The organism is Azorhizophilus paspali, from assembly GCF_043587585.2.
In the GTDB taxonomy this organism is placed as follows: domain Bacteria; phylum Pseudomonadota; class Gammaproteobacteria; order Pseudomonadales; family Pseudomonadaceae; genus Azotobacter; species Azotobacter paspali.
Genome location: NZ_CP171449.1, coordinates 1,705,832 through 1,724,509, shown reverse-complemented (window position 1 = coordinate 1,724,509; position 18,678 = coordinate 1,705,832). Strand labels below are relative to the sequence as shown.

16 protein-coding genes and 1 pseudogene are annotated in these 18,678 nt (G+C 66.8%); 2 read left to right on the top strand and 15 right to left on the bottom strand.

Going from position 1 to position 18,678, the window contains the following annotated elements; genetic code table 11:
• Positions 1-88: 88 nt before the first annotated feature.
• The 4 genes from ligA to moaA all read right to left on the bottom strand — a co-directional run bounded on the left by ligA (position 89) and on the right by moaA (position 8,475).
• Positions 89-2,599: an NAD-dependent DNA ligase LigA gene (gene ligA, locus ACGI6K_RS08625; protein ID WP_376947881.1), complete on the bottom strand. Its 2,511-nt coding sequence runs from the start codon at positions 2,597-2,599 to the stop codon at positions 89-91.
• Between the two features lie 137 nt (positions 2,600-2,736).
• Positions 2,737-3,594 (bottom strand): cell division protein ZipA, encoded by an 858-nt coding sequence (gene zipA / locus ACGI6K_RS08620; RefSeq protein WP_376947883.1) that lies wholly within the window; start codon positions 3,592-3,594, stop codon positions 2,737-2,739.
• A gap of 211 nt (positions 3,595-3,805) precedes the next feature.
• Complete coding sequence (smc, locus tag ACGI6K_RS08615; RefSeq protein ID WP_376947885.1) at positions 3,806-7,294, bottom strand: chromosome segregation protein SMC; 3,489 nt, start codon at positions 7,292-7,294, stop codon at positions 3,806-3,808.
• Positions 7,295-7,479: 185 nt separating this feature from the next.
• Positions 7,480-8,475 carry a GTP 3',8-cyclase MoaA gene (moaA, locus tag ACGI6K_RS08610; RefSeq protein ID WP_376947887.1) on the bottom strand — a complete coding sequence of 332 codons (996 nt, stop codon included), beginning with the start codon at positions 8,473-8,475 and terminating at the stop codon, positions 7,480-7,482.
• 183 nt (positions 8,476-8,658) lie between these two features.
• Here moaA and ACGI6K_RS08605 point away from each other — a divergent pair.
• A pseudogene (locus ACGI6K_RS08605) lies at positions 8,659-9,545 on the top strand (ion transporter).
• Here ACGI6K_RS08605 and ACGI6K_RS08600 read toward each other — a convergent pair.
• The 11 genes from ACGI6K_RS08600 to ACGI6K_RS08550 all read right to left on the bottom strand — a co-directional run bounded on the left by ACGI6K_RS08600 (position 9,530) and on the right by ACGI6K_RS08550 (position 17,975).
• On the bottom strand, positions 9,530-9,994 hold the full coding sequence (locus ACGI6K_RS08600; RefSeq protein WP_376947889.1) for a hypothetical protein: 465 nt from the start codon (positions 9,992-9,994) through the stop codon (positions 9,530-9,532). The pseudogene ACGI6K_RS08605 and the gene ACGI6K_RS08600 overlap by 16 nt on opposite strands.
• Positions 9,991-11,208 carry a c-type cytochrome biogenesis protein CcmI gene (gene ccmI / locus ACGI6K_RS08595; RefSeq protein WP_376947891.1) on the bottom strand — a complete coding sequence of 406 codons (1,218 nt, stop codon included), beginning with the start codon at positions 11,206-11,208 and terminating at the stop codon, positions 9,991-9,993. Before ccmI ends, ACGI6K_RS08600 begins: the two co-directional genes overlap by 4 nt.
• Positions 11,205-11,678 carry a cytochrome c-type biogenesis protein gene (locus tag ACGI6K_RS08590; protein ID WP_376947893.1) on the bottom strand — a complete coding sequence of 158 codons (474 nt, stop codon included), beginning with the start codon at positions 11,676-11,678 and terminating at the stop codon, positions 11,205-11,207. Before ACGI6K_RS08590 ends, ccmI begins: the two co-directional genes overlap by 4 nt.
• The gene (locus ACGI6K_RS08585) at positions 11,675-12,205 is read right to left on the bottom strand and encodes a DsbE family thiol:disulfide interchange protein (protein WP_376947895.1); all 531 of its coding nucleotides are present in this window, start codon (positions 12,203-12,205) and stop codon (positions 11,675-11,677) included. Before ACGI6K_RS08585 ends, ACGI6K_RS08590 begins: the two co-directional genes overlap by 4 nt.
• A 2-nt stretch (positions 12,206-12,207) precedes the next feature.
• Complete coding sequence (locus ACGI6K_RS08580) at positions 12,208-14,181, bottom strand: heme lyase CcmF/NrfE family subunit (protein WP_376947897.1); 1,974 nt, start codon at positions 14,179-14,181, stop codon at positions 12,208-12,210.
• On the bottom strand, positions 14,178-14,645 hold the full coding sequence (ccmE, locus tag ACGI6K_RS08575; protein WP_376947899.1) for a cytochrome c maturation protein CcmE: 468 nt from the start codon (positions 14,643-14,645) through the stop codon (positions 14,178-14,180). Before ccmE ends, ACGI6K_RS08580 begins: the two co-directional genes overlap by 4 nt.
• A complete protein-coding gene (ccmD, locus tag ACGI6K_RS08570) occupies positions 14,642-14,818 on the bottom strand; it encodes a heme exporter protein CcmD (protein ID WP_012701593.1) in 177 nt (58 codons plus the stop codon). Before ccmD ends, ccmE begins: the two co-directional genes overlap by 4 nt.
• A complete protein-coding gene (locus ACGI6K_RS08565; RefSeq protein ID WP_376947902.1) occupies positions 14,815-15,567 on the bottom strand; it encodes a heme ABC transporter permease in 753 nt (250 codons plus the stop codon). Before ACGI6K_RS08565 ends, ccmD begins: the two co-directional genes overlap by 4 nt.
• 82 nt (positions 15,568-15,649) lie before the next feature.
• A complete protein-coding gene (gene ccmB / locus ACGI6K_RS08560) occupies positions 15,650-16,321 on the bottom strand; it encodes a heme exporter protein CcmB (protein ID WP_376947904.1) in 672 nt (223 codons plus the stop codon).
• Entirely contained in the window at positions 16,318-16,953 is a 636-nt protein-coding gene (ccmA, locus tag ACGI6K_RS08555; RefSeq protein WP_376947906.1) for a cytochrome c biogenesis heme-transporting ATPase CcmA, read from the bottom strand. The genes ccmB and ccmA overlap by 4 nt, the downstream gene beginning before the upstream one ends.
• Before the next feature lie 191 nt (positions 16,954-17,144).
• Entirely contained in the window at positions 17,145-17,975 is an 831-nt protein-coding gene (locus ACGI6K_RS08550; protein WP_376947930.1) for a MinD/ParA family protein, read from the bottom strand.
• 159 nt (positions 17,976-18,134) lie between these two features.
• Here ACGI6K_RS08550 and sodC point away from each other — a divergent pair, with 159 nt between their 5' ends.
• On the top strand, positions 18,135-18,656 hold the full coding sequence (gene sodC, locus ACGI6K_RS08545; protein ID WP_376947908.1) for a superoxide dismutase [Cu-Zn] SodC: 522 nt from the start codon (positions 18,135-18,137) through the stop codon (positions 18,654-18,656).
• Positions 18,657-18,678 lie beyond the last annotated feature (22 nt).

Sequence of the window (18,678 nt, the reverse complement as noted above, 5' to 3'; positions counted from 1 at the left end):
CAGGCGATTCCATAGGTGGGAAACGGCCGCAGGCCTTTCCCGCCTGACGGAGGACGCTACACAGCTTCCTCCCCGCTGCCGAAAGCACTCAGCTCTCCAACTGCCCCAGCAACGCGAGGAAAGCCTCCTCGTCGAGCACCTTCACCCCGAGTTCGCCGGCCTTGACCAGCTTCGAGCCGGCGCCGGGACCGGCGACCACGCAAGCGGTCTTCGCCGAGACCGAGCCGGCCACCTTGGCGCCGAGGCTTTCCAGCCTCGCCTTGCCCTGCTCGCGGCTCATGGACTCCAGGGTGCCGGTCAGCACCCAGCTCTGCCCGGCCAGGGGCAGGCCCTCGGCACAGCGGCGCTCGCTTTCCCAGTGCATGCCGAATTCGCGCAATTGCGCCTCGATGGCGCGGGCGTGCTCGACGTTGGCGGGGACGGCGAAGAACTCGCGCAGCGCCTGCCGAGCCTTTTCCGACAGCCCTTTGGTCGTGCTCAGGGTCAGCCAGTCTTGGCTAAGGCCGACCACCGCCTCCAGGCTGCCTGCCGCCTCGGCAAGCTTTTTCGCGCCGGTGGCGGCGATCCCCGGAATGTCCAGTTTGTCGAGCAGTTCGCCCAGGCTGGCGCAGGCGGCGAACTCCGCGTGCAATTCGCCTTCTTCCTGCAGTTTGACGCCACGCGCCAGCAACTGCTCGATCACCGTGAGGTTGTGCTTGTCCCGGAAGAAGCTGTGGATCTCGTGGGCGACCTCCAGGCCGACGTCCGGCAGCCAGGTGAGCACCTCGGGCAGGGCCTTCTCGATACGCGCGAGCGAGCCGAGCGCGCGGGCCAGCAGCTTGGCGGTCTCCTCGCCGACATCGGGAATGCCCAGCGCGTAGATGAAGCGCGCCAGGCTCGGCCGGCGGCTGGCGGCGATGGCCGCCAGCAGATTGTTGCTGGAAACCTCGGCGAAGCCGTCCAACACCACCAGTTGCTCGAAGGTCAGGATGTAGAGATCGGCCGGCGACTCCACCAGGCCGGTGTCCACCAGTTGTTCGACGATCCGCTCGCCGAGGCCGTCGATGTCCATGGCGCGTCGCGAGACAAAGTGAACGATCGCCTGCTTGAGCTGGGCCTGGCAGGCCAGGCGACCGACACAGCGGTAGATCGCTCCTTCGCTAACCGAGGCTCGTCCCTTTCCTCGCTTGATTAGTTGAGTACGCTCAACCTGCGATCCACATACCGGGCATTGAGCTGGAATGATCACTCTCTTGAAACGAACGCGGGAAATCCATTTCAATGGGCGTATATAGGGCAGCAACTTTCGTATACAAGATTTCAGTGCACGGATATACGTGACCTTCCTGATTACCCGCCTTTTGGGACATTGATGCTTCGATCTCTCGTTCTTTAATCGATCCTTCAAACTCACTTCTCTTGGGCGTCGCTCCACTACCACCTGCATGATCTGCGGAATCACGTCGCCGGCGCGGCGAACGATCACCGTGTCGCCGATCATCACGCCGAGACGCGCCACTTCGTCCATGTTGTGCAGGGTGGCGTTGGACACGGTGACCCCGGCCACCTGTACCGGTTTCAGGCGCGCCACCGGGGTGATGGCGCCGGTCCGACCGACCTGGAACTCGACGCCGAGCAGTTCGGTGAGTTCCTCCTGGGCCGGGAACTTGTAAGCGATGGCCCAATGCGGGGTACGGGCGCGGAAACCCAGCTCGCGCTGCCAGTCCAGGCGATTGACCTTGAACACCACGCCATCGATGTCGTAGGCCAGGCCCTGGCGGCGCTCGCCGATGGCGCGGTAGTAGGCCAGGCAATCCTGAACGCTTCGCGCCAGTTGCAGTTCGCGACTGATCGGTAGGCCCCAATGCCTCAAGGCCTTGAGGAGGCTGATATGAGTTTGCGGCACCTCGGCCCCCTCGAAGCGACCGATCCCGTAGCCGCAGAACTCCAGCGGCCGGCCGGCGGTGATCTTCGGGTCGAGCTGGCGCAGGCTGCCGGCGGCGGCGTTGCGTGGGTTGGCGAAGGTCTTGCCGCCGCTCTCGATGGCACGGGCGTTGAGCGCCTCGAAGCCGGCGCGCGGCATGTAGATCTCGCCGCGCACCTCCAGCACGGCCGGCCAGCCCTGGCCGTGCAGCCTGAGCGGAATGTTGCGCACGGTACGCACATTGGCGGTGATGTCCTCGCCGGTGCTGCCGTCGCCGCGGGTGGCGCCGCGCACCAGTTGGCCGTCCTCGTAGAGCAGGCTGACGGCCAAGCCGTCCAGCTTGGGCTCGCAACTGTACTCCAGCGCCTCGATGCCGCGGTCCAGGCCTTTGCACACATTGCGGTCGAAATCGAGCAGATCTTCCTCGACGAAGGCATTGCCCAGGCTGAGCATGGGCAGTTCGTGGCGCACCTGACCGAAGGCCGCCAGCGCCTCGCCACCGACGCGCTGGGTCGGCGACTCCGGGGTGACCAGTTCGGGATGTTCGGCCTCAAGGGCCTTGAGCTCGTTGAACAGGCGATCATACTCGGCGTCCGGCACGCTCGGCATATCGAGCACGTAATAGCGGTAGTTGTGTTCGTCGATCTCTCTGCGCAGCCGGGCGATGCGTTCGGCGGCGGTCTGGGCGTCGGTCATGGCGATGGATTCCGGAAAACGAAAAGAGCAGCCGTGGCTGCTCGAAAAGGCACTGAAAGCGGCCGAAGGCGGTCTCGCAGCCCAGGGAAACCTCGCCACCTGGGCGCCGCCTCCCGGAGCCGGCAAAACGCCTGGGTTCAGCGCTTGTGGGTCAGTTGGCGGCGCTCGAAATCGGCGATCCGCTGGCGATAGTGCTCGATGGTCTGTGCGGTCATCACACTGCGCTGGTCGTCCTTCAGCTCGCCGTTCAGCTCCTTGGCCAGCTTGCGGGCGGCGGCCACCATGAGCTCGAAGGCCTGCTTGGGATGGCGCGGGCCGGGCAGGACGAGGAAGAAGCTGACCGCCCGGGTGGAGAAGTGGTCGATGTCGTCCAGGTCGAAGGTACCGGGCTTGAGGGCATTGGCCATGGAGAACAACACCTCGCCGTTGCCGGCCAGGCTCTCGTGGCGATGGAAGATGTCCTTCTCGCCGAAACGCAGGCCGCTTTCGAGGATGCTCTGCAGCAGCGCCGGCCCCTTGAACCCCTCTCCGTCCCGCGATACCACGATGATGACCAGGTATTCCTCGATCGGCGGCAGCTCCCGCGGCTCGCTGCGCTCAAGCTGCTCGGCCTGACGCGACTCGAACCTCGGCTCCACCACGCGCAGCCTGGAGGCGGGCTCGGCAACGGCGGCATAGACCGGATCGTCGAGCTCCAGGCCGAAATCGTCCAGTTCGTCGTCGAGGCGCCGCCGGTTCAGCCCGCGAGCGCTCAGCGAGGGCAGGTCCTCCTCGTCCGGCTCGAAGCCGACTCCTTGCGGGAAATCGACCGACCGCGAGGGTCCCAGCGACTCGCTGTTTTCGCTGACCGTTTCAGGCGTATCGGCGATTTTGCGCTCGAGCTTGAACTTGAGCTTGCCCTTGCTGCCCCGCATGCGCCGCCATCCGTCGAACAAGATGCCGCCGATGACGACGATGCCGATGACGATCAGCCACTCACGCAGACCGATTTCCATGAAATCCACAACCCCTAAACTGATTTAAAAAAGGCTTCCCATCCCATACAAAGAAGGCGTCCGGCCCTCTCATAAACACGGCAACTGTATGTTCCCGCAACGTTTTCCATACATACGAAAATTCTCATTAAGCTAGCATGCCCTTTTCGCGGATTGTACCGCCGGCCACCCCATTCCGGTGAGCGGGGGTATCTTGCCACCGGCCGCGACCTCAGGTATCCGCCAACGCCACCGCCTCCTCCACGTCCACTGCCACCAGACGCGAGCAGCCCGGCTCGTGCATGGTCACCCCCATCAACTGATCGGCCATCTCCATGGCGATCTTGTTGTGGGTGATGTAGATGAACTGGACCTTTTCCGACATTTCCTTGACTAGCCTGGCGTAACGTCCGACGTTGGCATCGTCCAGAGGCGCATCCACCTCGTCGAGCATGCAGAACGGCGCCGGATTGAGCTGGAAGATGGCAAACACCAGGGCCAGCGCGGTCAATGCCTTCTCGCCGCCGGACAGCAGATGGATGGTGCTGTTCTTCTTGCCGGGCGGGCGCGCCATGATGGCCACACCGGTATCGAGTAGATCCTCGCCGGTAAGTTCCAGATAGGCATGGCCTCCACCGAAAACTTTCGGGAACAGGGCCTGCAGGCCGGCGTTGATCCGCTCGAAGGTATCCTTGAAACGGTTGCGGGTTTCCCGGTCGATCTTGCGGATCACGTTTTCCAGGGTTTCCAGGGCCTCCGCCAGGTCGGCGTTCTGCGCATCCAGATAGCGCTTGCGCTCGGATTGCTGGCGATATTCGTCGATGGCCGCCAGGTTGATCGCACCGAGACGCTGGATGCGCAGGGCGACGCGCTCAAGCTCAGTTTCCCAGTCGGCTTCGCGAGCCTCGGCGGGAAGCGTGCCGAGCACCTCGTGCAGATCTTGACCCTCCTCCTGCAACTGCTCCTGCAAGGCCTTGCGCCGTACGCTGAGAGCCTGCCAGTCGAGGCGCTGCTGTTCCAATTGACCGCGTAGCAACTGGGCCTGCTGCTCGGCCTGGCCGCGGCGCTTCTCGATTTCGCGCAGCCCGCGCTCGGCATCCTCCAGGGACAGCCCGGCTTGGCGCAGTTCCTCCTCGACGGCCAGGCGCCGCTCGAGCAGCTCCTCAAGCTTCATGCGCAGTTCCTCCAGCGGCGCCGCGCCCTCCTCCAGATCGAGGCGGAGTTGCTCGTGGCGTTCCCGGGTGCGCTCGAACTGCCGTTCGAGACGCTCCAGGGACTGCCGGGTGGAGTCGCGCCGGGCCCGCAGCGAGCCGAGCCGCACGGCCAGTTGATGGGCCTGCTCCTTGTGCGCGCCGGCCTCCCGGCGCAAGCGCTCCAGGCTCTCGCGCAGGGCGTCGCGTCCGGCCAGCAGTTGCTCGCGGCACTCGTTGTCGACGGCCATGGCGTCCAGCGCATCCTGCAGTTGCAGGCGGCATTCGCCCAGGCGCTCGATCTCCAGGGTGCGCTGCTCGTCCAGTTCGGCTAGTTCCTCGTCGAAACGGCGACGACGCAGCAGCATCTGCTCGGCCCGCGCCTGGAGGGCGGAAAGCCTGGCCTTCAATTCGCCCTGCTGGCGGGTTTCCTCCTGCAAACGCCGGCGCAGTTCTTCACGGTCCTCCTCCTGCCGGCGGCGCGCCTCGTCCAGCGCGGACAGGCGCGTCTTCAGCTCGGCTAGACGCGCCTCCAGTTCGTCGCGTCCGGCCTGCAAGCGCTCCAGCTCCTGGGCGCGGGCGAGCAGGCCGGAATCGGCGTCGCCGGCCCGGCGCACGCGCAGAAAATGCCGACCGACCCAATAGCCGTCGCGGCTGATCAGACTCTCGCCCTCGCCCAACGCAGAGCGCCGCTCCAGCGCTTCGACGAGGCTCTCGACCGCCATGACGCGCCCCAACCAGGGCGCCAAGTCGATGCCGCTCTCGACCTTATCGAGCAAACTGCCGGCCAACCGCGTGGCGCCCGGCCCCGCACCGAGCAGGCGCAGTTCGCCCTGGGCGAAGGCATCTAGCGCAAGAGCGGCGAAATCCTCCACGAGCGGTGCCTGCAGATCGGCGCCGAGTACGGTTTCCACCGCCAGCTCCCAGCCGGGCTCCACCCTGAGCCCCTCGGCCAGTCGCGGACGCGTCTCCAGATGCTGCTCGCGCAGCCACTCGGCGACGCCCTGACCGGGGTCCAGCGCCGCCTGCTGCAACGCCTCCAGAGAAGCGATCCGGCCGTTCAGGCGCTGCAGTTCGTCCTGCGCCTGCCGTTGCTCCCGGGTCGCCTGCTGCAGCTCGCCGCGCAGCCGTTCGAGCGTTTCGCCCAGGGCGGCCTCGGCGGCGCCCAGCTCTTCCTGGGTCAATTCGCCGAGAGCCAGCCGCTCGGCCAGTTCGGCGATGCCGGACTCTTGCGGATCGGCCTCCAGCCGGGCCCGCTCGTCGCCCAGGCGGCGCTCACGCTCCAGCAGCCGCCCGAGGCTCTGCTCCAGTTGCTGGATATGCGCCTGCTGCACCTCGGCGCTGCGCCGCGCCTGCGCGGAGTGTTGGTTGAAAGCGTCCCACTGTTCCTGCCAGGTGTGCATGGCGGACTCCGCCTCCTCCAGACGGGCGGCGCTCTCCTCGGCGGCGGCCGCGGCGACTTCCCGCTCAGGATCGAGCCGGGCCAGTTCCTCGTCGATCTCGGCCAGCACCAGGCGATCCTGGTCGAGGTGGGCGGCGGTTTCCTGGCTATTCTTCTCCGCCTCCTGCAGGTCGCTCTGCAACTGGCGCAGACGCTGCTGGCCATGCTGGATGCTCTGTTCGACCCGGCCGATGTCGGCACCCAGCGAATAGAAGCGGCCCTGCACTTGGTGGAAACGCTCGGCGAGGTCGTGGTGCTCGTCGCGCAGGTGCTCGATGCCGGCATCGGCGTTGCGCTGTTCGGCAATCAGCGCTTCGAGGGCAACCTCCTGGTCGCCGATGACCTGCTCGCGCTGGCCGACCTGTTCGTTCAGCGCCCGCCAGCGCAGGGCGGCGAGCTGGGCCTTGAGGCGGCGCTCCTCGGCTTTGCATTCCTGGTATTTCTCGGCGGCTTGGGCCTGGCGCTGCAGGCGTTCGAGCTGGCGCTCCAGTTCCTCGCGCAGGTCGGAAAGGCGCGCCAGATTCTCCTGGGTGCGGCGGATGCGGTTCTCGGTTTCGCGGCGGCGCTCCTTGTACTTGGAGATGCCGGCGGCTTCCTCGATGAAATTGCGCAGATCCTCGGGACGGGCCTCGATCAGCCGGGAAATCATGCCCTGCTCGATGATCGAGTAGCTGCGCGGCCCCAGGCCGGTGCCGAGGAAGATGTCGGTGATATCGCGGCGCCGGCACTTCACTCCGTTGAGGAAGTAGCTGTTCTGCCCGTCGCGGGTCACCCGGCGACGGATGGAGATTTCCGCGTAGCCGGCGTATTCGCCGGTAAGCGTGCCGTCGGCATTGTCGAAGATCAGCTCGATGGAGGCCTGGGTCACCGGCTTGCGGCTGTTCGAGCCATTGAAGATAACGTCGGTCATCGACTCGCCACGGAGATTTTTTGCCGAACTCTCGCCCATCACCCAGCGAACGGCGTCGATGATATTGGACTTGCCGCAGCCGTTGGGCCCCACCACCGCCGCCATGTTGCTCGGGAAGCTCACCGTGGTGGGATCGACGAAGGACTTGAAACCGGCCAGCTTGATGCTCTTAAGGCGCATGGCGGGTCCCGGGCAAGCCGTGATCGGTACGAGGTGATGTGGAGACGGGGCTGTCGGGAACCGGAAAGATCATGATCGGGTTTGGGGCTCTTCGACCGCGTGCAAGGCGCGAAGTCTAGCACGGGTCCCATCCGGGCCGGAGGCACCGGTATGGTGCGGGCGAAACGGACATGCACCCGCTTCGCTCAGCCGCCGGTCATGCTCATGAAACGCACCACCTGGACCTGAGCGTCCGCCTCGAAATGATGGCGTTCGGGCTTGAGCCGCAGGGCATCGACCAGGGCCTGGCGCAGCCGTGCGGCGTCGCCGGGGTGGGCGCGCATCAGGCTCTTCAAATCGAGCGCCCCTTCATGGCCGAGACAGAGCACCAGCTTGCCCTCGGCGGTGACCCGCACGCGATTGCATGCGGCGCAGAAGTTATGGCTGTGCGGCGAGATGAAACCGACCTGGGTCCGGCTGCCGACCACCTGCCAGTAACGCGAGGGACCGCCGCTGGCGTGGCTGCTGCGCACCAGTTCGAAGCGCTCCTCGATACGCCGGCGCACCTCGTCGCTGGAGCAGAGGGTTTCGCTGCGCCTGTGGCTGGAGATACCGCCGAGCGGCATCTCCTCGATGAAACTGATATCGAGGCCGCGCGCCACGGCGAACTCGACCAGATCGAGTACCTCGTCGTCGTTGCGGCCCTTCTGCACCACGCTGTTCAGCTTGATCCGCGCGAATCCGGCGGCACGCGCCGCCTCGATGCCGGCCAGAACCCGGTCGAGCCTGTCGCGCCGGGTGAAGGCGGCGAAACGCTCGGGGCGCAGCGAATCGAGGCTGATGTTGAGGCGCCGGACCCCGGCAGTGCGCAGGTCGCCGGCCATGAACGGCAGTTGCGAGCCGTTGGTGGTCATGGCCAGGTCCTCCAGCTCCGTGCGCGCACCCAGGCGTTCCAGCAGGCCGAGCAGCCCCCTGCGCACCAGCGGCTCGCCGCCGGTGATGCGGATGCGTTTGACACCGAGGTCGATAAAGGCGTCCGCCACCTCGTAGAGCTCCTCCAGACTGAGGATCTGCTCGCGCGGCACGAACACCATGTTCTCGCTCATGCAGTAGGTGCAGCGGAAATCGCAGCGGTCGGTCACCGACAGACGCAGGTAGGTGATGCGGCGCCCGAAGGGATCGATCAGTTCGGTGTTGGACATGTCTGGTTTCACTCCGCCAGCCCGCATCGCACCGCTTTGCGGAACCGGGCCGGGTCGCTCGCCTCCGCGAGCCGATTATGATTGCGGGTTTCGGGATATCGGTATCAGCGATCCTTCGCACAAGGAAAGCAGGATGTACGCCAACCGGCTAGCCCACGGGACCGGTACGGGATCGGGGGACACATGGACAAGAAGAACTGGCGCGAACGCCTTTACATCATCGTCTTCTTCAGCGACATAGCGCCCGGCCGGTATTTCGCTAGCGCGCTGCTAGTGGCCATCCTCACCAATCTGGTGATGGTGATGCTCGACAGCTTGCCGGGCTTCGCGCGTTACGGTGGCCTGTTTCACGCCCTGGAATGGGGCCTCACGGCGCTCCTCGCCGGCGAATACCTGCTGCGCATCCACATCCATCCGCAGCCGTCGCGCTACATCTTCAGCTTCCACGGAACCATCGACCTCTTGGCCGTGCTGCCGGCATTCCTCGCCCTGCTGTTCCCACCGGCCCAGTACCTGCTGATCATCCGCATCGTGCGCATGTTGCGGGTGTTCCGCGTGCCGAAGCTGCTGCCCTACCTGAGCCGGGCGAATTTTTGCTCGTCGCGCTGCGCGGCAGCCGGCAGAAGATCATCGTACTCCTACTGAGCGCGATCACCCTGGTCATCATCTTCGGCATCCTGCTGTATGTGATCGAAGGACCGCGACATGGTTTCAGCAGCATTCCCGCCAGCATTTACTGGGCCGTGGTGACTCCGACCACCGTCGGCTACGGCGACATGACGCCGAAGCCCCCGCTGGGTCAGGGTCTGGCGACCCTGGCGATGATCATCGGCTACTCGGTAATCGCCGTGCCCACCGGCATCTTCACTGCCGAACTGGCCAGCGCGATGCGGCCGGAACAACGCCTGCAGCGGACGTGCCCGAACTGCCGGAATGAGCAGTACGAACCGGACACCGCCTTCTGCAGCCGCCGCGGCGATGCCCTGTTCTCCCGCGTCCCGGAACTCGCCCCGCGGGCCGACGGGGAAAAGACTGCACGGTCGATGCCGCCGGCTCAACGCGGCGAATAGAGGTTGCGCAGGCCAGGCGGCACACCCGGCCCCTCGACCGACTCCCAGGGACCGTTCGGCTGCCCGGAGCTGTACCAGCCGTCGTTCCAGCGGTAGTACAGCCGTTCCCGGTAGTACAGCCGCTGTCCTTTCACCACGTATACTCCGAGGCTGTTGTCCCAGTAGGCATCGGCATCCGGTGGCGGCGCATAGCGCGGATGGTTGCCGCTTCGACTGCGCTGTGCGCTGGCGGCTTTGGGCGCGGAAGGCAGGGCCCTGATCGTCTGGCTCGGCTGCTTCGCCGGCGGTGTCCGCACGGCAGGCGGCGGCGCCGGGCGCTCGGCGGCAGGGGGGTGGTAGTCCTGGTGGGCGCAGGCGGCCAGCAGCAGACCCAGGCCGAGCACACCGAAGGAACGCAGGCGGCGCAACGACCCGGCGGCTCCGGTCGGGAACGGGAAACGGATCTTCATCGGTCCTCTCCAGGGTGCCCTCGGGGCGCGTCGGCTCGATCGATATTCAGGACGTATTCGCCCGATGCCCTAGCGCTCACCCGCTCGAGCTGGCCGACCCAGTCGCCCGCTGTGGGATCGCCGGCCCGCGAGATCCGGGCCACCAGTTGCACCTCGGCGAAGTTCGACAGCTTGAGCTGGGGCATCATCGCATCGGCATCGCTCAGGGCGACCTGCGCCGGCAGATCGGCCACGCGCAGGCGCTCGACCGCCAATGGCATCGGCGGACCGGAAACGGCGCGGGCGAAGACGAACACGCTGTCGTCCGGCCGCACCTTGCCGGCCAGCTCCGGCGCCAGGGCGACGCTGACCTTCAGCTCCAACTGGGCGGCGGCCGGCGCCTCGCCTTGCGGCGCGCCGGCCTGCTCGTGCGCCCGGGCGATGCCGGCGGCGATGGCCGCCCGCGACGGATCGCCCTCGGGCAGGATTTCCACCAGGCGCTCCCAGTAACCGGCGGCATCGGCGAAGCGGCGCTCCTCGAAGGCGACAATGCCGAGCAGGCCGAGGCTGGTGACCTCGGCCGGCTCGCCGGCCAGCGCCTCGTCGGTCAGCGCCTGCATCCGCGGGCTCCAGCGCTTGCCCTCGGCGAAATACAGCGCCTGTGCCCACTGGCCAAGGATCTCCGGCGGCCGCTGGGCCAGCCGGGCGGCCTGCTCGAAGGCTGCTACGGCATCGGCCGGATGCTCCTGGGCCATGTAAGTGCGCCCCAGGAAATACCAGCCCTCGGCGGAATCCGGCTGGACCTTGACCGCCTGCTCAAGGCGTGCGGTCATCTCTTCGATGCTCTTCGGCTGTTCGGCGAACCGGCGGGCCAGTTCGAGTTTGTCGCTGGCGCCCCAGTGCAGGTAGAGGCCGTAGCCGAGCAGCGGCACCAGCAGCGCCACCGCCAGCGGCACCGCCCTGCCCAGGGAGGAGCGGCGCGGCGCCTCGCCGGCCTCGGTATCGGCCAGCAGCTCGCGAGCCGCCTCGACGCGGCCGGCCTCCAGTTGTCCGGCGCTCAGGGTGTCGGCCGCGCGCTGGGCATCCAGCTCGGCCAGGCGCTCTTCGTAAAGCGCCACGTTGAGCGCGGTACGGTCTTCCTCGGCCTGGGCGCGACGAGTGCGCAGCACGGGGAGCAGCAGAAAGGCCAAGGCCAGCAGCAGCAGCAGGCCGGCGGCGATCCAAAAATCGATCATGGGTCTTTTTTGTCCAGCAGGGTGGCGAGACGCTCGCGCTCGTCCGGGGATAGGGAGGCCACCGCCGGGCCGGCGGTATTGCGCCGGCGTCGGACGAGGATCGTCGCCAGCACGCCGAAACCGAGCGCCAAAAGCCCCGCCGGGCCGTACCAGAGCAGCAGGGTCCGCCCGTCGAGCGGCGGCTTGTAGCGGACGAAGTCACCGTAGCGGGCCACCAGGTAATCGACGATCTGCCCGTCGCTTTGTCCTTCGCCGAGCATGCGATAGATTTCGCGGCGCAAGTCCATGGCGATGGGGGCGTCGGAATCGGCGATGTTCTGGTTCTGGCACTTGGGGCAGCGCAGCTCCTCGATCAGGCCGCGATAGCGTTCGCGCTCGGCGTCGCTCTTGAATTCGTAGGTATCGATGGCGGCATGCGCCGTCGTGCTCAGCACGAGCCCCAGCGACAGGGCGCGGATCGCGGTTTTCATTCGTCCAGCAGCTCCTGGTAGCGCGCGGCCAGTTGCTCGCGCCAGACCCGCTCGTCGATCACCCCGACGAACTTGTGGCGAATGATGCCGTGCCTGTCGACGAGGAAGGTTTCCGGCGCACCGTAGACGCCGAGGTCGAGTCCCAGGCTGCCTTGCTCGTCGCGGATGTTGAGCCGGTAGGGATCGTGGAACTCCTTCAGCCACTTCAATGCGCTGGCGTTGTCGTCCTTGTAGTTGACGCCGACGATGTTCACCCCGCGCCCGGCCAGTTCGTTGAGCACCGGGTGCTCGACCTTGCACGACACGCACCAGGTCGCCCAGACGTTGACCAGCGCCGGCTTGCCTTTGAAGTCGTCGACCGTGAGGGTACGCCCCGGCTCCTGCACGGCCGGCAGGGAGAACGCCGGGAAGGGCTTGCCGATCAGCGCCGAAGGCAGTTCGGCGGGATCGAGGAACAGGCCACGGTAAAGGAAGGCCACGACGCCCAGGAAGAGCGCCAGCGGCACCAGGAGAATCGCTCGTTTCATCTTCAGGCTCCTTCTCCGGCCAGGCCCAGGGCCTCGCGCACGCGGGTCCTGACCTTGACCCGATAACGCCGGTCGCAGGCCGCCAGCGCCGCGCCGAAAGCCATCATCAGGCCCCCCAGCCAGATCCAGCGGACGAACGGCTTGATATGCAGGCGAACCGCCCAGGCGCCGTTTTCCAGCGGCTCGCCTAGGGCGACGTAGAGGTCGCGGGTGAAACCCGCGTCGATGCCGGCTTCGGTCATCGGCATGCGCTGCACGGTATAGAGGCGCTTCTCCGGGTGCAGCACGGCCACCTCGTCGTCGCCGTCGAAGACGCGCACGCTGGCCCGGTCGGCGACGAAGTTGGGTCCCTCATGATGCCGGGTGCCCTCGAAGACGAAGCGGTAGCCGCTCAGCTCCACGGCATCGCCCGGCGCCATGCGCAGGTCGCGCTCGGCGCTTTCCTGGCTGCTCAGGACGATGCCCAGGGCGCAGACGGCGATCCCCAGGTGGGACAGTTGCATGCCCCAGTAGCTCGGCGAAAGTGCGTGCAGGCCCTTGAGCAGTCCCTTGTGGCGGGTCTTGTCGAGCAGGTCGCGCGCCCCGGCGAAAACCACCCAGGCAGCCAGGAAAGCGGTCGCCAGCACCGCCCAGGCGAAATCGCCGAGCGCGAAGGCGGCCAGCAGGGCCAGCGCCACGCTAACCAGCAGTACCGGCGCGAGCATGCCGGCCAGCCAGCGCAGCGGCGTGTCCTTCCAGCGCACCAGCACGCCGACCGCCAGCGTCAGCATCAGCAGCCCGATCAACGGCAGGAACAGTGCATTGAAATACGGCGGCCCGACCGACAGCTTGGCGCCGGACAGCGCATCCAATAGCAACGGATAAAGCGTGCCGAGCAGGATGGTCGAGGTCGCCACCATCAGCAGCAAGTTGTTCACCAGCAGCAGGGTTTCCCGCGAACGGAGGGCGAAGCCCACCTGGCTCCTGACCACCGGCGCGCGGATGGCGAACAGGGTCAGCGAACTGCCGACCACCACCAGCAGGAAGATCAGTATGAACACGCCACGCTCCGGGTCGCTGGCGAAGGCATGCACCGAAGTCAGCACGCCGGAACGCACCAGGAAGGTGCCGAGCAGGCTCAGCGAGAAGGCGGCGATGGCCAGCAGCACTGTCCAACTCTTGAACACCCCGCGCTTCTCGGTCACCGCCAGCGAGTGCAGCAGCGCGGTGCCGACCAGCCAGGGCATGAAGGAGGCGTTCTCCACCGGGTCCCAGAACCACCAGCCGCCCCAGCCCAGCTCGTAGTAGGCCCACCAGGAGCCGAGCACGATGCCGATGCCGAGGAAGGCCCAGGCGACCAGCGTCCAAGGCCGCGACCAGCGCGCCCAGGCGGCGTCCAGGCGGCCGCCGAGCAGCGCAGCGATGGCGAAGGCGAAGGCCACCGAGAAACCGACGTAACCCATGTAGAGCATCGGCGGATGGACGATCAGGCCGAAGTCCTGCAGCAGCGGGTTGAGATCGCGGCCATTCGCCGGCGATTGTGGCAAGAGGCGCGCGAAGGGGTTGGAGGTGACGATCAGAAACAGCAGGAAGCCGACGCTGATCAGCCCCATCACGCCCAACACGCGGGCCAGCATCTCCTCGGGCAATTGCCGGGAAAAGATCGACACCGCGAAGGTCCAGCCGGAGAGGATCAGCGCCCAGAGCAGCAGCGATCCTTCATGGGCGCCCCACACGGCGCTCAGCTTGTAGTACCAGGGCAAGGCGCTGTTGGAGTTGCCGGCCACGTAGGCGACGGAGAAGTCGTCGACTAGGAAGGCCTGGGTCAGACAGACGAAGGCGAACGACAGGAAGACGAATTGCCCCCAGGCGGCCGGCACGGCCAGGCTCATCCACAGGCGATCGCCACGCCAGGCGCCGATCAGCGGCAGGCTGCCCTGCACCAGTGCCAGGCACAGGGCGAGGATCATCCCCAGGTGGCCGAGTTCGGGAATCATTGCGCGCCTCCCGGCTTGCCGTTCTCGTAGTGCTTGAGCATGGCGCTCTTCTCCAGCGCCTGGCTGACCTCCGGCGGCATGTAGTTCTCGTCGTGCTTGGCCAGCACCTCGTCGGCTTGCAGCATGCCTCCGGCGTCGACCCGGCCCAACGCGACTATGCCCTGCCCTTCGCGGAACAGGTCGGGGAGGATGCCCTGGTAGCGGACGGTCACCGTCGCCACGCCGTCGGTGACCCGGAAGGTCGCCGCCAGCGAAGTCGCGTCGCGTTGCAGCGAGCCCTTCTCGACCAGCCCGCCGGCGCGAATCCGCGCACCTTCGGGAGCCTCGCCCGTGGCGATCTGGCTGGGAGTGTAGAACAGGTTGATGTTCTGCTGCAGGGCGGACAGGGCCAGCGCCACGGCGGCACCCACGCCGGCGAGGATCGCCAGCACGATGAACAGCCGCCTCTTGCGCACAGGGTTCATTTCGACTCCTCCCGGCGCAGACGACGCGCCTCTTCCCGCAGGTAGCGCCGGCGCGCCAGCAGCGGCCCGGCGACATTGATGACCAGCACCGCCAGGCCGATGCCATAGGCCGACCACACGTAGAGGCCATGGTTGCCCATGGCGACGAATTCAGCGAACGAGGAAAAACTCATGGCGCCCCCAGGAGAGCCTTGATCTCCAATTTGACCCAGTTGCTGCGCGCCTCGCGCCTGAGGATTTCGAGGCGCATGCGCAACAGCAGCACGGCAGCGAAGAAACAGTAGATGCCGAGCACCATGACCAGCATCGGCAGCCACATTTCCATGGGCATCGCCGGCTTCTCGGTCAGGGTGAAGGTGGCCGGCTGGTGCAGGGAATTCCACCACTCGACCGAGTACTTGATGATCGGGATGTTGACCACCCCGACGATCGCCAGCACCGCGCAGGCCTTGGCCGCGCTGTCGCGGTTGGCGATCGCCTGGCCAAGGGCGATGATGCCGAAGTAGAGGAACAGCAGGATCAGCATCGAGGTCAGCCGGGCATCCCAGACCCACCAGGTGCCCCAGGTCGGCTTGCCCCAGATCGCGCCGGTGACCAAGGCGACGAAGGTCATCCAGGCACCGATTGGCGCGGCGCACTGCAGGGCGATGTCGGCCAGCTTCATGCGCCAGACCAGCCCGATCGCTCCGGCCACCGCCAGCAGCACGTAGCAGGATTGGGCAAGGAAGGCCACCGGCACATGGATATAAATGATGCGGAAGCTGTTGCCCTGCTGGTAGTCCGGCGGCGCGAAGGCCAGTCCCCAGACTAGGCCGACGCCGAGCAGCAGCACGGCGGCCACGGCGAACCAGGGCAGGCAGCGACCGCTGATTTCATAAAACCACTTGGGCGAGCCCAGCTTGTGAAACCACGTCCAATTCATCGAGACCACTCACCTTGTCGCGCGGCCGGTCGTGGCCGGCCCGTTTCGGTCGTTTCGCAATCGCGCTCCCCGGACGAGCCTTTCACTCGCCGACGCTGATGGCCAGGGCGGAGGCGATCGCAAAGGGCAGCAGGGTCGCGGCCAGCACCGCCAGGCTGGCCAGCCAGAGCAGATAGCCGGTCGTCGGCAATCCCTGCAGCGCCGCCTGCAGGGTCCCGCTGCCGAGAATCAGCACGGGGATGTACAGCGGCAGGATCAGCAGTGGCAGCAGCAGGCCACCGCGCTTGAGGCCCACGATCAGCGCCGCGCCGACGGCGCCGAGCAGGCTCAGTACCGGAGTGCCGAGCAGCAGCGAGAGCAGCAGCACCGGCAGGCAGCGCACCGGAAGCCCCAGCATCAGGGCCAGCAGCGGCGCCAGCAGCACCAACGCCAATCCGGAGAACAACCAGTGCGCCAGCACCTTGGCTAGCACCAACAGCGGCAACGGATGCGGCGCGACCACCCATTGCTCCAGCGATCCGTCCTCGAAGTCGCCGCGGAACAGGCCATCCAGCGAGAGCAGCACGGCGAGCAGCGCCGCCACCCAGATCAAACCTGGCGAGAGCGTCTGCAGAAGCTGCGACTCGGGCCCCACGGCGAGCGGGAACAGGGCGATGACGATAGCGAAGAACACCAGCGGATTGACCAGTTCAGCCGGACGGCGGAACAGCAGCCGCGACTCGCGGGCGAGCAGCAGGGTGAACACACTGCTCATGCGGCGGGCCGCTCCAGGTCAAGTTCGCGGTAAGTCGCGGGCCGGATATCCAGGCTGTGGTGGGTGGTTAGCACCACCATGCCGCCGCGCTCGCAGTGGGCGCGGAGATGCCGCTCCAGTTGGGCCACCCCCTGCCGGTCGAGCGCGGTGAATGGCTCGTCGAGAATCCACAGCGGCGGCGCCTCCAAATGCAGGCGGGCGAGCGCCACGCGGCGCTGCTGGCCGGCCGACAGGCTATGGCAGGGCACGTCCTCGAAACCGCGCAGGCCGACCGCCGCCAGCGCCGCCCAGATCGCCTCGCGGCCGAACGGACGGTGCAGGGCGCAAAGCCAGGCGAGATTCTCTTCGGCGCTCAGCAGTCCCTTGATGCCAGGGGCATGGCCGATCCAGAGCAGATTGCGCGCCAGCTCGGCGCGCTGGCCGCGCAGGCCTCGCCCTCGCAGGCGCACCTCGCCGGCCGTGGGCTGCATCAGACCGGCCAGCAGGCGCAGCAGGCTGGTCTTGCCGCTGCCGTTGGGTCCCACCACCTGCAACATGTCGCCAGGAGCCAGCGCCAGGTCGAGCCGCTCGAACAGCACGCGCCAGTCCCGCTCGCAAGCGAGCGCCATGGCTTCGAGAAAGGGACTGGTCACAATAGGCTTACCATCGACCTCAACACGGCAGTACCGGCCTGAGCGCGGGGCATGCGCCGATCCGGGCGGGCCCGCATTATACATGCCGGCCTCGCCGGCTGGAGAGGCTATTTTCACCCGGTCGGCGCACCATCCCGGCGAATCCGCCCGAGACCGCCAGGCCGCGAACACGGCTCCGGGCGAATGACGTCTCAGGCCGATTTCGCCTGCGCCACACGGATCAGATGCTCGACGAAGAACTCCACGTTTCCCCGTGGATTGGCGGGCAGCGGCCAGCCATCGACGCTCTCCGCGATCGCCCGGAAGGCCGTCGCGCTCTTCGAGCGGGGAAAGGCTTCGCAGACCGCCGCCTGTCGCTGCACGGCCCTGCGCAGGCTGTCGTCCCAGGGTACGGCACCGACGTACTGCAGGGTGGCGGCGAGCGACTGCTCAGTCAGCCGGAGCAGCTTAGCGAACAGCTCGCGGCCTTCGCGCGGCCCCGCCACCATGTTGGCGAGAATCCGGAAACGACTCACCCCGTAATCGCTGTTGACCAAGCGGATCAGCGCATAGGCGTCGGCGATCGAGGTCGGCTCGTCGCACAGCACCACGAGCACCTCCCTGGCCGCCCGCACGAGGCCGATCGTCGCATCTTCGATGCCGCTGGCGGTATCCACCAGCAGCACGTCGAGCTGATCGGCGTGCCGGTCGAAGATATGCACCAGACCGGCCTGCTGCTGGGCCGAGAGCCGCACCATGCTGCGCGCCCCGGAAGCGGCGGGCACGACACGAACGCCGCCCGGCCCCTGCAGCACTATGTCGTCCAGCCCGCAGCTTCCGGCGAGGACATCGGCCAGGGTGCGCTCGGCGCCGAGACCGAGCATCACGTCGATATTGGCCATCGCCAGATCGCCATCGAGCAGCATCACCCGCCGCCCCAGCCCGGCCAGCGCCAATGCCAGGTTCACCGCCACCACAGTCTTGCCGACCCCGCCCTTGCCACTGGTCACCGCAATGACCTGCACGGGAGATACGCTCGCCATGTCGCTCATCATCCATCCTGCCCGCTCGCCACCATTGACCGTCCGATCCACCGGGGTCCAGCATAACCACAGCGCCAGCAGGGTAACGCCAGCCTGGCCATCCAGCCCGAACCGAGGAACGAGAACGCCCCCTTCCGCACGCACAACAAGGAGATGTCCATGAAAAAACGGCTGATTGCAGCAATGATCGCCAGTTGCGCACTACCCGTGCAGGCCGCGCCGCTCAGCGTCGTCCTCAACGCGGTAAGCGCCAACGGCATAGGCGCAGCGCTTGGCACCGTCAGCATCGAGCAGAGCGAATACGGCTTGGTCTTCACCCCCAACCTCTCCGGCCTGCAGCCCGGCATCCATGGCTTCCACATTCATGCCTCGGGCGACTGCGGCGCCACGGAGAAGGAAGGCCAGAAGCTCGCCGCAGGCGCCGCAGGCGGCCACTGGGACCCGCAGAACACCAACCGGCACGGCGAGCCCTGGGGAGACGGCCATCTGGGCGATTTGCCGGCCCTCTATGTAGATGCCGATGGCAAGGCCACGCAGCCAGTACTGGCACCGCGACTGAAGGATCTGGAAGCGATCAAAGGACGGGCCCTGATGGTGCATGCCGGCGGCGACAATCATGCCGACAACCCTGCCCCGCTGGGCGGTGGCGGAGCGCGGGTGGCCTGCGGAGTCATCAAGTAAGCGGTCGTCGATCGCATAGCGG

Bases quoted from the DNA above. Each gene is read 5' to 3' on its own strand.
- ligA (WP_376947881.1), bottom strand. From the start codon at position 2,599: ATGACCGACGCCCAGACCGCCGCCGAACGCATCGCCCGGCTGCGCAGA.
- zipA (WP_376947883.1), bottom strand. From the start codon at position 3,594: ATGGAAATCGGTCTGCGTGAGTGGCTGATCGTCATCGGCATCGTCGTC.
- smc (WP_376947885.1), bottom strand. From the start codon at position 7,294: ATGCGCCTTAAGAGCATCAAGCTGGCCGGTTTCAAGTCCTTCGTCGAT.
- moaA (WP_376947887.1), bottom strand. From the start codon at position 8,475: ATGTCCAACACCGAACTGATCGATCCCTTCGGGCGCCGCATCACCTAC.
- ACGI6K_RS08600 (WP_376947889.1), bottom strand. From the start codon at position 9,994: ATGAAGATCCGTTTCCCGTTCCCGACCGGAGCCGCCGGGTCGTTGCGC.
- ccmI (WP_376947891.1), bottom strand. From the start codon at position 11,208: ATGATCGATTTTTGGATCGCCGCCGGCCTGCTGCTGCTGCTGGCCTTG.
- ACGI6K_RS08590 (WP_376947893.1), bottom strand. From the start codon at position 11,678: ATGAAAACCGCGATCCGCGCCCTGTCGCTGGGGCTCGTGCTGAGCACG.
- ACGI6K_RS08585 (WP_376947895.1), bottom strand. From the start codon at position 12,205: ATGAAACGAGCGATTCTCCTGGTGCCGCTGGCGCTCTTCCTGGGCGTC.
- ACGI6K_RS08580 (WP_376947897.1), bottom strand. From the start codon at position 14,181: ATGATTCCCGAACTCGGCCACCTGGGGATGATCCTCGCCCTGTGCCTG.
- ccmE (WP_376947899.1), bottom strand. From the start codon at position 14,645: ATGAACCCTGTGCGCAAGAGGCGGCTGTTCATCGTGCTGGCGATCCTC.
- ccmD (WP_012701593.1), bottom strand. From the start codon at position 14,818: ATGAGTTTTTCCTCGTTCGCTGAATTCGTCGCCATGGGCAACCATGGC.
- ACGI6K_RS08565 (WP_376947902.1), bottom strand. From the start codon at position 15,567: ATGAATTGGACGTGGTTTCACAAGCTGGGCTCGCCCAAGTGGTTTTAT.
- ccmB (WP_376947904.1), bottom strand. From the start codon at position 16,321: ATGAGCAGTGTGTTCACCCTGCTGCTCGCCCGCGAGTCGCGGCTGCTG.
- ACGI6K_RS08550 (WP_376947930.1), bottom strand. From the start codon at position 17,975: ATGGCGAGCGTATCTCCCGTGCAGGTCATTGCGGTGACCAGTGGCAAG.
- sodC (WP_376947908.1), top strand. From the start codon at position 18,135: ATGAAAAAACGGCTGATTGCAGCAATGATCGCCAGTTGCGCACTACCC.